11 protein-coding genes and 1 pseudogene are annotated in these 13602 nt (G+C 72.7%); 3 read left to right on the top strand and 9 right to left on the bottom strand.

The window, feature by feature from the left end:
- Positions 1-332 precede the first annotated feature (332 nt).
- Together MM440_RS11055 and MM440_RS11050 are read right to left on the bottom strand one after the other, a co-directional pair.
- Entirely contained in the window at positions 333-1718 is a 1386-nt protein-coding gene (locus MM440_RS11055; protein ID WP_241444351.1) for a CpaE/TadZ family protein, read from the bottom strand.
- Positions 1715-2440 (bottom strand): hypothetical protein, encoded by a 726-nt coding sequence (locus MM440_RS11050; RefSeq protein WP_241444350.1) that lies wholly within the window; start codon positions 2438-2440, stop codon positions 1715-1717. Before MM440_RS11050 ends, MM440_RS11055 begins: the two co-directional genes overlap by 4 nt.
- 222 nt (positions 2441-2662) lie before the next feature.
- Here MM440_RS11050 and MM440_RS11045 point away from each other — a divergent pair.
- A pseudogene (locus MM440_RS11045) lies at positions 2663-2857 on the top strand (helix-turn-helix domain-containing protein); the annotation flags it as partial.
- Positions 2858-2999: 142 nt separating this feature from the next.
- On the opposite strand, the gene MM440_RS11040 reads toward MM440_RS11045, so the two are convergent.
- A complete protein-coding gene (locus tag MM440_RS11040; RefSeq protein WP_241444349.1) occupies positions 3000-3536 on the bottom strand; it encodes a hypothetical protein in 537 nt (178 codons plus the stop codon).
- 274 nt (positions 3537-3810) lie between these two features.
- Here MM440_RS11040 and MM440_RS11035 point away from each other — a divergent pair, with 274 nt between their 5' ends.
- Both MM440_RS11035 and MM440_RS11030 read left to right on the top strand, forming a co-directional pair.
- Positions 3811-4611, top strand: coding sequence for a LysM peptidoglycan-binding domain-containing protein (locus tag MM440_RS11035; protein ID WP_241444348.1), 801 nt, complete (start codon positions 3811-3813; stop codon positions 4609-4611).
- Entirely contained in the window at positions 4608-5126 is a 519-nt protein-coding gene (locus MM440_RS11030; protein ID WP_241444347.1) for an Rv3235 family protein, read from the top strand. The genes MM440_RS11035 and MM440_RS11030 overlap by 4 nt, the downstream gene beginning before the upstream one ends.
- 11 nt (positions 5127-5137) lie before the next feature.
- Here the strand turns inward: MM440_RS11030 and secA are convergent, their stop codons facing one another.
- The 6 genes from secA to MM440_RS11000 form a co-directional block, all read right to left on the bottom strand.
- Entirely contained in the window at positions 5138-7930 is a 2793-nt protein-coding gene (secA, locus tag MM440_RS11025) for a preprotein translocase subunit SecA (RefSeq protein WP_241444459.1), read from the bottom strand.
- Between the two features lie 154 nt (positions 7931-8084).
- On the bottom strand, positions 8085-9737 hold the full coding sequence (locus MM440_RS11020; protein WP_241444458.1) for a GGDEF domain-containing protein: 1653 nt from the start codon (positions 9735-9737) through the stop codon (positions 8085-8087).
- Positions 9738-9798: 61 nt separating this feature from the next.
- The gene (locus MM440_RS11015; protein ID WP_241444346.1) at positions 9799-11028 is read right to left on the bottom strand and encodes a winged helix-turn-helix domain-containing protein; all 1230 of its coding nucleotides are present in this window, start codon (positions 11026-11028) and stop codon (positions 9799-9801) included.
- A gap of 3 nt (positions 11029-11031) precedes the next feature.
- Complete coding sequence (locus MM440_RS11010; RefSeq protein ID WP_241444345.1) at positions 11032-11739, bottom strand: response regulator; 708 nt, start codon at positions 11737-11739, stop codon at positions 11032-11034.
- Positions 11740-11825: 86 nt separating this feature from the next.
- Positions 11826-12593 carry a ribosome hibernation-promoting factor, HPF/YfiA family gene (gene hpf, locus MM440_RS11005; RefSeq protein WP_241444344.1) on the bottom strand — a complete coding sequence of 256 codons (768 nt, stop codon included), beginning with the start codon at positions 12591-12593 and terminating at the stop codon, positions 11826-11828.
- A 176-nt stretch (positions 12594-12769) separates the two neighbouring features.
- Positions 12770-13582, bottom strand: coding sequence for a ComF family protein (locus MM440_RS11000; RefSeq protein WP_241444343.1), 813 nt, complete (start codon positions 13580-13582; stop codon positions 12770-12772).
- Positions 13583-13602: the final 20 nt, after the last annotated feature.

The following is a 13602-nucleotide window of genomic DNA, read 5'->3' as shown; positions in this document are numbered from 1 at the left end:
GATCCGCAGCCCACGAGACGCGCTTGCGACTCGTCGGTTGCCGACGATCGTCGGCAGGCTCTTCCTCGCTCAGACCGGTTCCACGGTCGTGAAGAATCGTCATCTGCTCCCCTGAACCTCCACGAGCCAACGTCTGGAATCCTGATGTGCCCAGGCGGGCATCCGCACTTCCCCCCGGTGGGATTTGCCAGCGCGATCCAGCAGCCGTCGGCGTCCGTTCTCCTGATCAACACCCTAGGCAGAGATGTGAGGGGTCGAGGCGACGAGCCACCCTTTACGCCCATTCGACGCCAAGAACTACCCGGCGTGATCGTCTGATTACGTCTAGACGATCAGGATACCAACTCACCGCGCAGGGCGGACGTCACGGAGTCACAGACCTGGGCCACCGCGCGGCGCAGCGCGGTCCGTGGGCCCGTCTCCAGCAGCGTGCGCCCGGCGAGCAGCGCGGCATCCATCGTCCCCCGGTCCTCGGGCAGCACGTGGTGCACCTGCACCCCGGCGTAGCGCTCGACCACGGCGCGAGCGTGCTCGGTGCCCGCGGGCCCGAGGGCGCCCGGGCGCACCCGGTTGAGGACGAGCAGGTCGGCCGGCGTCCCGCGGTCGGACAGCTCGGCCAGACCCCGCACCAGCCGCTGCACGCCCACGGGGTCCGCGGCACCGACGGCCACGACCAGGTGAGCGAGGTCGAGCGCGGTGCACGCTGCCGCGTTGCGGCGTGGCGCCAACGTGTCGTAGCTCAGCTCGGCGTCGTCCTCGAGGCAGAACCCGGCGTCGACGACGACCACGTCGACCACCCCGGTCGCGACCTGCAGCACCCGCTCGACGGCGGCCGCGCCCAGCTCGACCCACCGGTCCGCGCGGGGCAACCCCGTGAGCACCCGTAGACCGGGCACCACTTCGGGCGCGTGCCGCACCAGCGTGGCCGCGTCCAGGCGCCCCTGCTCGGCCGCCCGGCAGGCGGCCGCGAGACCCGGGGCCTCGTCGAGCAGCGCCAGCGTCTGGGCGATCGACGGACCGTAGGTGTCGGCGTCGACCAGGAGCACCCGGTGGCCGGCCACCGCCAGCTCGCAGGCCAGGCTCACGGCCAGCATCGTGCGACCCGGGGCGCCGAGCGGCCCCCAGACGGTCACCAGGTGGCCGAGCCCGTCCCGCTCCGCCCCCTGCCCCGACGCCTGCCCCAGCTCGTGCCCGTCGTGGCCGTCCCGCACGCCCGGCCGGTTGTCATCCTCGCCGTCCCGGCCGGGCCGGTCGGGCCGGCCGGATGCCAGCTGCTCGACGAGGTCGGCCAGCGCCGCGTCGGGGTCGGCGGTCGACGAGGCCTCGGCGCGGCCGAACGGCGCGTGAGCACCCGCCGCCACCGACTCCGCGGCCTGCGCCAGGGCCGCGGCCAGCTCGTCGTCGCCCACCGCGTCGGTGACGACCGAGCCGACGCCGAGCTGGCGCAGCCGGTGCCGCCCCGCCTCCGCCTCCCCGAGCCCGACGACCCCCACCGTGCCGACTCCCGCCTCGCGCAGGGTGCGCAGCGCGCTGAGGTCCAGGCCACGAAGGTCCGCCGACAGCAGCACGACGTCCCCGTGGCCCGCAGCGGCGCTGGCGAGCAGGTCCGCGAGGTCGGCGCAGCGCCGGGTCACCGTGCACTCGCCCCGGTTCGACACCAGAGAGACCAGTCGACCCTCGATGTCGTCGCGCAGCGCCGTGAGCACCCGCAGGGTCACGAGCCGTCCCCCACGACGGTGCCGGGCAGCGGCACGAGCGAGACCTTGGCCCCGGAGTCCACGGCGGTCAGCAGGGCCGGCACGGCGTCGACCGGGACGAAGACCGAGAGCGTGGTGCTCGCGGCGCCGCCGAGGACACCGGACCGGTCGGGGTCCCGGGCCACGGTGCCGCGCTCGACGACCTTGTGCGGTGCGCCGTAGCGGTCCACGCCCGCAGCACTGGTGCGATCGCTCACCCAGACCTCGACCTGGGTGCCCTTCACCAGCGCCGGGAGAGCTCCGGACGTCACCGGGAGGGCGAGCTGGCGCCGCTCGGCGACGCGTTGGTCGCCGGCCGCGGCCACCGGGACCAGCTCACCGGGCACCAGATCACGCGTCGCGAAGTGGGGCTGGGTCAGGTCGGTGGTGGCCGGCAGATAGCTGTCGGCCCGGTCGCCGAGGCGTGCGTCGACCTGGCGCACGTCCGAGGCGGTGAGCGGCTCACCGGCCGCGACGGCCGTGGTCATCACCAGGTAGCTCGTGGTGTCGGCCGCGTTCGCGACCACCTTGGCACCGGCGACGGTGGAGGCGAGCACCAGCGCCACGCCGCCGAGCAGCCGGGCGTCGCGCCACGAGGGCGGTTGCAGGCGACGCGCCCGCGTGCCTCCTGCGGCGGACCCACCCCGCCCGGTGTCACGTGCAGGACGGGACGACCGGGGACCGGCCAGGGTCGAAGCGCTCACGGGCGATTCCTTCCACGAGACGGGCCGACCAGGGACGGGCCGGCCGGCTGGCTTGCCATAATGGCCCACCCCAGGAACCCGGTTCAGAAGTTATCCACAGACCCCTGGTGTGCCGCGTCCAGTGCCCATGAATGCGCGTAAACTGCCGCTAACGACACAAGCAGCGCCATTCGGCGCAGGTCGCGCCCTCCCCCAGCACAGCCGACCGACCAGGAGCACCCCATGGCCAAGCGATTCATCCAGCTCGCCGAGGTGTCCGAGATCCTCGACATCTCCTCGGCCCAGGCCTATGCCCTGGTGCGCTCGGGCGACCTGCCCGCCATCAAGGTGGGCGGCCGCGGCCAGTGGCGGGTCGAGGTCAGCGAGCTCGAGGGCTACATCCAGCGGATGTACTCCGAGACCCGGGACTTCGTCGACCGGCACCCCTTCGGCGGGACCGAGTCGATCGAGGCCGGGTCCGCGGAGCCCGCCGACGGCACCAGCAAGGACACCACCAGCAAGGCCGCCCCCGAGGTCGAGCGCGAGCAGCACGAGGCGTGACCCGGCCGGCCTGGACCTGCTAGGCCTCCAGCACCGCGGCGAGCGCCCGGTGCGTGACGACGACCACCGCCCGGGTCTCTCGCCGACGCGCGGAGACGTCGACCGGGTGCTCGTGCAGCTCGACGTGGTCCGCTCCCACAGCACCCAGGTGCCCCTCGCGCACCTGGCCGTCCACCAGGTGCATGCGCACGGAGCGCCGATCGCGGCTGACGCGTCGCAGCGCGTAGCCCAGCCCCAGCCGCCGGCTGCCACCGGCCGGCCCCGCGCCACGGCCGAGGCCGGTGAGCGTGGTCACCGCGGACGTCACGACCAGGGCGCGTCCGGCGTCCTCAAGCTGGAACCAGCCGTCCCCCAGGTCGACCACCGCACCACTGAGCCGTAGCCCACCGAGGAGCTCGACCGACAACCGGCGGCCGTGGGTCGCCGCCAGCCGGTCGTCGAGGGTGAGCGCCGCCTGCTCGCGGCGCAGCCGGTCGACGACCTCACCCTCACGCTCGAGGCGCTGCTCGGCGTCCCACTGGCCATCGAGATCGTCGAAGAGGGCATCCCAGCGCATGGAGGCGAGGCTACGGGCGTCCGCGCCGCGCCTCTGTGGTTGTCCACAGGGCCTGGCCCAGGCGAGTCGGGTGAGAGCGGAGGGTGCGGAAGAGAACAGTCTCATCTGTACGCCCAGACGTGTGAAAGTCACTCGTTTGGCGCAAATATCGGCAAACCCGATTGAACCAACCTCGATCACCTCATGTCACATCGTCGTCCCTGTCTGCGTCGGATCCTCCTCTTTAGGCTCTAACACACGCAAACAGCATCAAACTGCGCATAGGGTCGTCGCCATGACGTCGACGATGCCCCGGCCCGGCCCCGCACCCCTGCGGGTGGCCGCGCTGCTCGTCAGCGCGGTCGCGGCGGCCGGCCTCGCGCTCCTGCTGGCCTGGCAGCAGGGAGCGCCGACGGTCCAGGCCGTGATCGGTGGCCACGGCCCCCAGCCGACCAGCGCCGCGCTGCTCGTGGCGATCGCCACGGTGGCGGCCTGCCTGCTGGTCGCGTGGATCGCGACCGGCGTCGGGCTCGCCGCGCTGGCCGTAGCCCTCCCCCACCGGCCCGTGGCGAGGGTCGCCGAGCGACTGGCCCCCTCCGCGCTGCGCCGGCTGGCGGCCGCCCTGGTCGGGGCGGCGCTGCTGAGCGGACCCGCGTCCGGCCTCGCTCACGCCACGGCGCGGCCCACCACCGCCGGCGCCATCAACACCGGACCCACCAGCGCCGGCCCCACCAGCACCAGCCCTACCAGCACCAGCCCCACCAGCACCAGCCCGACCCACGCCATCACCGCGGATGGCGACACCCCCGAGGAGCCCGTCGTGCCCCGTTTCGTGCCCAGCCCGCCACCGCGCATCGTGCACACCCCGCCGCCTGCCGTCGCGCACCGGCTGGTGCATGACGACGAGGTCGTCGTGCGGCGCGGCGACACGTTGTGGGACCTCGCGGCCCGCCACCTCGGCCCCGGCGCGACCGTGGAGCAGGTCGCAGCGGCCTGGCCGCGGTGGTACGCCCGCAACCGGGCGGTCATCGGCAGCGACCCCGGGCTGCTCCTGCCGGGGCAGCGGCTGCGTCCGCCGACGGGAGGTCGGGCATGAGCGCCCACCACGCACTGGTGGTGCGGTGCGCACCGAGCACCGACCCCGAGGTCATCTCCCCTGACGCCCTCGTCGACCGGGCCGGCCACCCGACCACGGTCCACGACGTCGCCGAGCGCCCAGCCCTCGCGCTGCGCTTCGACGACGAGGACGACCTGTTCGGCTACCGGCGCACCAGCACCAAGGACCTGTGCGACGTCGGACCGTGGGCCCGGCAGCTGGCCCAGGCCATCTGCGAGGTGACCTCCGGGCACCGCAGCCCGGCCCAGCTGGTGCGCCACACCACGCTGGACGTCCAGGCCCGGCTGAGCGGCCACAGCAAGCGGGCTCGGCGCCTCAGCGCCCGGCCCGGTCGCCGACCGCGCGTCGGCACGGTGCTCGTCGACGACTGCCGCGACGGCGTCGCCGAGGTCAGCGCCGTGATCTGGCTCGCCGACGATCGGGCCTATGCGCTGGCGTTCCGCCTCGTCGGCCGCGACGGCCGCTGGGTCGTCGACGCGCTGCACGTCGGCTGACCCGCCCCGGCTCAGCGCTTGCCCTTGCCCTTGCCCTTCTTGGCCCGACGCTCCGCGCGCGACAGGCGCGGACCGGAGCCACCGGCGCTACCGGAGGAACCGCCCGGACCCTCCTCGCGCACCTCGACCTCGCCCGTCTCGGACGGCGCGCTGTAGTGCAGCCGGCCGGCGGGGCGCTGCGGCTCCAGGCCCTTGATGGCGCTACCGGCAGCACCCTCGGAGCCACCCTCGGCCCCGCCCTCCGCACCACCGCCGGACGCGGCAGCCTCGGCCTCGGCGGCCCGAGCGGCCTCGATCTCGGCCGGGTCGACCTCGAGGTGGAACAGGAAGCCGACGGACTCCTCCTTGATGCCGTCCGTCATCGCCTCGAAGAGCATGAAGCCCTCGCGCTGGTACTCCACGAGCGGGTCGCGCTGGGCCATGGCGCGCAGGCCGATGCCCTCCTGCAGGTAGTCCATCTCGTAGAGGTGCTCGCGCCACTTGCGGTCGAGCACCGACAGGACGACCCGACGCTCCACCTCGCGGGTGACGCTGGGCGTGAGCGAGCGCTCGCGCTCGTCGTAGGCGTGCTGGGCGTCGGACTGCAGCTCGAGGCGCAGCTGGTCGGCCGTGAGCCCGGAGCGCCCGGAGGCCTCCTGCTCGAGCTCCTCGATCGACACGCCCACGGGGTAGACCCCACCGAGGGCCGTCCAGAGCCGCTCGAGGTTCCACGTCTCGGGGAAGCCCTCGGCGGTCTCGGCGGTGACGTAGCCGGAGACCACGTCGTTGATGAAGTGGCGCACCTGCTCGTGCAGGTCCTCGCCGTGCAGCACCTTGCGGCGCTCGTCGTAGATGACGGTGCGCTGTCGGTTCAGGACGTCGTCGTACTTCAGGACGTTCTTGCGGATCTCGAAGTTGCGGGCCTCGACCTGGGTCTGCGCGCTCGCGATGGAGCGGGTGACCATCTTCGACTCGATCGGCACCTCGTCCCCCACGCCGGCGGAGGTCATGATGCGGTCGACCAGGGCGCCGTTGAACATGCGCATCAGGTCGTCCTGCAAGGACAGGTAGAACCGCGACTCACCGGGGTCGCCCTGGCGACCGGACCGGCCGCGGAGCTGGTTGTCGATGCGGCGCGACTCGTGCCGCTCGGTGCCGAGGACGTAGAGCCCCCCGAGCTCGGTGACCTCGTCGTGCTCGGCGGCGACCGCGCTCTCGGCGGCGGCGAGCGCCTCGTCCCAGGCGGCTTCGTACTCCTGCGGCGTCTCGACCGGGTCCAGGCCGCGGGCCTTCAGCTCGGCGACCGCGCGGAACTCGGGGTTGCCACCGAGCATGATGTCGGTGCCTCGACCGGCCATGTTCGTGGCGACCGTCACGGCGCCCTTGCGGCCGGCGTCGGCCACGATCGCGGCCTCGCGCTCGTGCTGCTTGGCGTTGAGGACCTCGTGCGGCACGCCGCGGCGGCGCAGCAACTCGGCGAGGTACTCGGACTTCTCGACCGAGGTGGTGCCGACGAGGACCGGCTGGCCCTTCGCGTGCCGCTCCATCAGGTCGTCGGCGACGGCCTCGAACTTGGCCACCTCGGTGCGGTAGACCAGGTCGGCCTGGTCCTTGCGGATCATCGGCCGGTTCGTCGGGATCGGCACCACGCCCAGCTTGTAGATCTGGTGCAGCTCGGCAGCCTCGGTCTGGGCGGTGCCCGTCATGCCCGACAGGGTGTCGTACATGCGGAAGTAGTTCTGCAGCGTGATCGTCGCGAGGGTCTGGTTCTCGTTCTGGATCTCGACGCCTTCCTTGGCCTCGATCGCCTGGTGCATGCCCTCGTTGTAGCGCCGGCCCGCGAGCATGCGGCCGGTGTGCTCGTCGACGATCAGCACCTCGCCGTTGAGGACGACGTAGTCCTTGTCGCGCTTGAACAGCTCCTTGGCCTTGATGGCGTTGTTGAGGTAGCCGATCAGCGGGGTGTTGACGCTCTCGTAGAGGTTGTCGATGCCGAGGTAGTCCTCGACCTTCGCGATGCCGCTCTCGAGCACGCCGACGGTGCGCTTCTTCTCGTCGACCTCGTAGTCCCCCTCGCCGTCCTCGCCGCGGTGCAGCCGGCCGACGAGCCGGGCGAACTCCTGGTACCACTTGGTCGCCTGGTCGGCGGGCCCGGAGATGATGAGCGGCGTGCGGGCCTCGTCGATGAGGATCGAGTCGACCTCGTCGACGATGGCGAAGTTGTGCTCGCGCTGCACCAGCTCGGCCGTGGACCACGCCATGTTGTCGCGCAGGTAGTCGAAGCCGAACTCGTTGTTGGTGCCGTAGGTGATGTCCTTGGCGTACTCGGCGCGGCGCTGCTCGGGCGTCATCGAGGCGAGGATGCAGCCCGTCTCGAGCCCGAGGGCCCGGTGGACGCGCCCCATCAGCTCGGACTGGTACTGCGCGAGGTAGTCGTTGACCGTGACGACGTGCACGCCCTTGCCGCTCAGCGCGTTGAGGTAGGACGGCAAGGTGGCGACGAGCGTCTTGCCCTCACCGGTCTTCATCTCCGCGACGTTGCCCATGTGCAGCGCGGCGCCACCCATGATCTGCACGTCGAAGTGCCGCTTGCCGAGGGTGCGCTTGCTCGCCTCGCGGACGGCCGCGAACGCCTCCGGCAGGAGGTCGTCCAGCGACTCGCCGTCGGCGAGCCGCTTGCGGAAGACGTCGGTCTCGGCCCGCAGCTCGGCGTCGGTCATCGCCTCGAAGTCCTCTTCGATCGCGTTGACCTGGGCCGCGATGCCTTGCAGCTGGCGCACGATCTTGCCCTCGCCTGCGCGCAGCAGCCGCTCGAGAATCGCCACGTGTGTCTCTCCCTTGGTGCCACCGATGGAACGGGTCGACGGCCCGGGCCGGGCGCCGACGCTCGGACCAGGGTAGTCGCTCACGCCGTGGCCTCGTGTCAGCCCGCCCTCAGCGAGCTGTCATCTCGGACGGGCCGTCGTCCGGGCGGGTCCGTCAACAGGCTTGCGGCACGTCGCTGCCGTCGCACACCTGGTTGCGGCCGCGCCGCTTGGCCTCGTAGAGCGCAGCGTCCGCCGAGGCCAGCAGCGCCTCCGGGACGGTGGGGGTGAAGCGCGCCGCGAGGCCGAGGCTGACGGTCAGGTCGTCGTTCAGGCCGAAGACGGACCAGTCGTGCTCCTCGACGGCGGTCCGCAGCCGCTCGGCGGCGCGCCACGCGGACCGGCGGTCGGGGTGCGACTGGATGACCGCGAACTCCTCGCCGCCGTAGCGGCACAGCAGGTCCCCCGCGCGCACCGTGTCGGCGAGCAGTCGCGCCACCTCGGCGAGGACCCGGTCCCCCACGGCGTGCCCGTGCCCGTCGTTGACCCGCTTGAACCGGTCCACGTCGATGACGACGACGCTGGTGAGCGAGGTGCCGAGCACCTGCCGACCGGCGCGTCGAGCCAGCTCGGCCATGAAGAACCGGCGGTTGTGGATGCCGGTGAGCTCGTCGCGGGAGGACAGCTCCTGCACCTCGTGCTGGACGGCCAGCAGCCGCCCGACCTCGTCGGTGAGGCTGGCGCTCAGGCGTCGCTGCTCGGCCGCCTCGTGCTCGGCCGCCCAGGTGCGGTGGAAGGTGCGCATGGCGTCCATCCGCCGGCTCGCGCTCTCGGAGTTGAGGTCGGTGTCGATGCGGTCGAAGGCGACCAGCGCCTGGTAGGCGCTGCCGTGGTCTCCCTCGGCGGCATACGCGCGGGCCAGGCTGTCGTAGGCGCGCAACCGGCGCTCCTGGTTGTCGCCGGCCTCGACGATGGCCTCGCGCAGCAGCGGGATGGCCTCGCCGGCGCGTCCCCCCTCGATCAGCATGGGTGCCACGTCGCAGACCAGGTCGCCGAACAGGGTGCGACGCTGCTCACGGGCCTGCGCGAGCGCGTGCAGGGCGGCCTCGACCGCCGGTGCCGTCGCGCCCTGCGCGGCGAGGGTGCGCGCCTGCAGGCTCACGACCAGCAGCACCAGGTCGTCCAGGTGCAGCCGGCGTGCCTCGGCCAGCGCCTCGGGCAGCAGCTCGGCGACCTGCTCGGTCTCACCCAGCTCGAAGCGCGCGAAGAGCAGGTTGAAGCGGGCGAACGCGAGCGCGGCCTGCGCCTGCGGGTCGACCGCCGCGCACTGCTCGAAGAGCTCCTCGGCCCGCTGGAAGGCGGCGACCTGGTCCGCGCCGGCCGGCATGGCGAGCGCGAGGTTGTGCACCGCCGTGGCCTGCAGCTCCAGATCTCCGACGTGCTCACCGATGGTGCGGGCGTGCAAGTGGTGCTCGAGGCAGCGCTCGCGCTGACCCAGGATCGCGAAGGCACCCGCGAGCACGCCGTGGGCCCGGCCGAGCCAGCCGCTGGTGCGGTAGTCCTCGAGGCGGGTGAGCGCCGGCACCACCAGCTGCAGCCCCTCGCCGAAGTCCTCGGCCTTGAACGCGAGCCGCGCCAGCACCACCGCCGCGGCGGCCTGGGCGAAGCAGTCCCCCGACGCCACCGCCAGCTCGCTGGCCCGCTCGGCGAGCTCGCGGGCCTCCCCGCCCGCACCCACGCGCCGGCCCCACGCCGTCTCGCTCAGCGCCAACGAGTCCGCATCGCGGTCGGGCTCCAGACGCAAGGCCGTCGTCGTCGTGTGCTCCATCACCGTTGTCGCCTCCCCTGCGATGCACCCGCGGTGAGCGGAAGTTTGCTACTGATTGTGACTATAGCCCAACTTTGCGTGCATACAGCGACGAAATGTCCGAAAGAGTCAGGGTGTCCAGACCCAGCCACGCGGCGAGCACGGTCAGCTCCTCGTGGCAGGCCTCCACCTCGGCGGCCATCGGCGGGTGCTCCCAGGTGAGCTGGTGGACGCGCAGAACCCCGCTCTGGCGGTCCGCCTTGAGGTCGGCCCGGGCGACCAGCCGGTCCCCGAGCAGCAGCGGCAGGACGTAGTAGCCGTGGCGGCGCTGCGCCGCCGGGGTGTAGATCTCGAGCCGGTAGTCGAAGCCGAACAGCGCGCGCACCCGCGGCCGGGTCCAGATCAGCGAGTCGAACGGACTGAGGAAGGCGCGGGCCTCGACCCGCCGAGGGCTGCGGGCCAGCACGTGCCGGTAGGCCGGCTGCCGCCAGCCCTCGACCTGCACCGGCTCAAGCACGCCCTCGTCGACGAGGGTGGCGATCGCGGGGTTCGCCTGCTCGGGCCGCAGCCGCACGTAGTCCCGCAGGCAGTGCGCCGTGCCGATCCCGATCGCGCGCGCCGATCGCTCCACGAGCGCCCGGAACCGGTCGGCGTCCAGCTCCGGCGTGGTGGGGGCGACCCGCGCCTGCGGGAGCAGTGCGGCCGGCAGCACCCGCTCCAGCGGGGCGTAGCGCCGCTCGAAGCTGCTCGTGCGGCCCGCGCTCGTGATCACCCCGGACCAGAACAGGTGCTCCAGGGCGTTCTTGACCGCCGACCAGTTCCAGCCCCAGTCGTCGCGCGAGCGCGGGACGTCGTGCGCCAGGGCTCGCTCCAGCTCGCGGCTGGTGAGCGGTCCCCGGGCCTGCACCTCCGCGGCCACGGCGGCGACCAGCGCGGGGTTCTCGTGCACGACGCGCTGCATGCCGCCCCAGGAGTCTTGGAGCGCTCTACGCATCCGGAAGCCGAGGAGCGGCCACAGGTCCGGCGCGATCAGGCTCGCCTCGTGGACCCAGTACTCCACCAGCCGGCGCGGAGCCTGGTCCCGCAGCGCGTCCAGCCGGGCGCGGTCGTAGGGCCCCAGGCGGGAGTAGAACGGGAGGTAGTGGCTTCGGGTGAGCACGTTGACGCTGTCGATCTGCACGACCGCGACGTCGTCGACGACCCGGAGCAGCTGGCGCGCCGTGACCCCACCCGGTGGCACCGGCCGGCCGAACCCCTGCGCGGCGAGCGCCGTGCGACGCGCCTGCGCCGCCGAGATCTGTCGCAGCGCCATGGATCAGGTGGGCAGGTCGAGGATCTTCTCGCGCACCGCGAACATCACGGCCTCCATGCGCGAGTGCAGCTGGAGCTTCTCCAAGATGTTGCGCACGTGGTTCTTCACGGTGTTCTCGGAGATGAATAGCTCCTTGGCGATGTCCCGGTTGGCCATGCCGCGCGCGACGAGCTTGAGCACCTCGAGCTCGCGATCGGTGAGCTTCGGGACGGGCATGGCCGGCCGCTCGTCCGCGCGCTTCATCAGCGACGCGAACTCCGCGAGCAGCTTGGACGCCATCGACGGCGAGATGAGCGACTGACCGGCGTGGACCTGACGGATCCCGTCGGCGATCTGCTCACCCGGGACATCCTTGAGCAGGTAGCCGTTGGCCCCGGCCCGCACCGCGTCGTAGAGGTCCTGCTCCTCGTCGGAGATGGTCAGCATGATGATCCGGGTCGACGGCACGCTCGCCTTGATCTGCGCGGTCGCGTCCGGCCCGGACAGGCGGGGCATCCGCACGTCCATCAGCACCACGTCCGGCAGCAGCTCCTCGACCTGCACGATCGCCTCGGCGCCGTCGTTGGCCTCGCCGCAGATCTCGATGTCGCCCTCCTGACCGAGGACCATCTCGAGCCCACGCCGGTAGAGCACGTGGTCGTCCGCCACGAGCACCCGGATCCGCTCGACGGTCGGGTCAGCCGGACCGGACGGTTCAGCCACGGGAGTCATGTCCTGCATCCTCGCACGAGCATCGAGGCGACCCGGGGTGCGGCGCGCTCCCCGGGTCGCCAGGTGGTGATGTGGACCGATCGAGGTCAGACCGCCTCGACCCGCACGTCCTCCTCGACGTCCGCCGCCCCGCCGGACGCCCGCTCGAGGTGCAGGACGCCGTAGGACCAGCCGCGGCGGCGGTACATCACGCTCGGCAGCCCCGTCTCGGAGTCGGTGAACAGGTAGAAGTCGTGCCCGACCATCTCCATCTCGTAGAGCGCCTGCTCCAGGTTCATCGGGTCGGACTGGTGGTGCTTGACCCGGACCTCGATCGGGCTCCCGGCCACGTCGCGCACGTCCGGTCCGTCCTCGGCGTCGGGGACGCTCTGACCGCTCTGACCGCTCTGGCCGCTCGAGCCGACGCCGCTCCGGCTGCCGTTCGAGCTCGGGGCCGCGCCGGTCCGGCCCGCGCCCGACGAGGGCTCGGCCGGCGGCGCCGCGGCAGGGGGCAGCGGGGTGGGCAGGGTCACGTCCGGATCAGGGATGGCCTCGGCTCTGGCGGCCCGGCGTCGACTGACGCGCCGACGGTCGTTGGCCTTGCGGAGCCGGTCGAGCAGCTTGGTCGCCGCCGCGTCGAACGCGGCGTACTTGTCATCCGATCGCGCCTCCGCGCGGATCACCGGGCCCTTGACGTGGCAGGTGATCTCGACGTTCGTGGCGGTGTCGGAGTGGGAGCCCTGGTCCTTGGAGACCACGACGTCCAGTCGCGGGTCTCGCGATGCCAGCTGCTCGATCTTGCCGAGCTTGCTCTGCATGTGCTCACGGAATCGGTCCGAGATCGGGACGTGACGACCGGTGACCTGAATGTCCATGGCTTGCCCTCCTAGGGGTATTCGCTGCTCACTCTCGAATTGGCCTGCGCCAGGCCGGGATTCGCGCGGCATCACCCCTCCCATCAAAGGAAGCACGCCCCCGTGGGGGCCATGACAAGAACCTAGTACACGGCGGGGCCGCACGGAAGCAGAGCCGCACCCCGCCCAGAGGATCGTCAGCAAAGTCCCAGGCGCGGCGTCGCGGCGATCACGACCGCACCGACGACCGGCACCCCCTCCTCCCGCAGCGCCCGGGTCGCCTCGACGAGGGTCGAGCCGGTGGTGAGGATGTCGTCCAGCACGACGACGGGGTCGGGCTGGGTGGGGTGCAGCTGCGCAGGGAGGGCCTGGGCAGGGTTGGCGCGTCGGCGGGGCCGGACCCCGAGCGCGCCGTGCAGGTTGCGGGCCCGGGCCTCGGCGCCGAGCCCGCTCTGGTCGGCCACCGCCCGCCGCACCGCGAGCAGGTCGGCCGCCCGGGTCGGGTGGCCCGCGCGGTCGGCCGCACCCGCCACCTCGCGGGCCAGCCGCCGGGTCGGCAGCTCGCCGCGGGCGCGCCAGGCCGACCGCGACGACGGCACCGGCACGAGCAGCACGCCACGGTCCGCGGGCAGGCCGAGGACCGGACCCCGCAGCGTGGTGAGGGCGCTCGCGAGCAGGGAAACGAGCAGCCGGAGCTGGTCGTCGCGGCCCTCCTCCTTGAAGACGCGGACCAGGCTGCGCAGCGGCTCGGCGTAGTGCCCCGCAGCCACCACCGGCGGGAGCCCCGCCGGGCACGGCACCGGGCGCACGAGGGCGGGGCCGCCGGTGAACAGCTGGTCGCCGAGGTCACCGGCGCAGCCGAGGCAGAGCCCCTGCTGCAGCGCCGTCGCATGCGCCCCGCAGCCCGCACAGGCGCGCGGCAGGACCAGGTCGAGACCCTGGGCCAGCGCCGAGCGGATGGCCGGGTGGCGGGTCGAGTGGGCGAGGGGCGGTGCGCGGCGAGCAGACATGAGCCGAGCGTGCCGGGTGC

It is taken from the genome of Arsenicicoccus piscis (genome assembly GCF_022568835.1).
Lineage (GTDB): Bacteria > Actinomycetota > Actinomycetes > Actinomycetales > Dermatophilaceae > Arsenicicoccus > Arsenicicoccus piscis.
The sequence above is the reverse complement of the archived record's forward strand: the minus strand, read 5'-3'. Positions and strand labels throughout refer to the sequence as shown.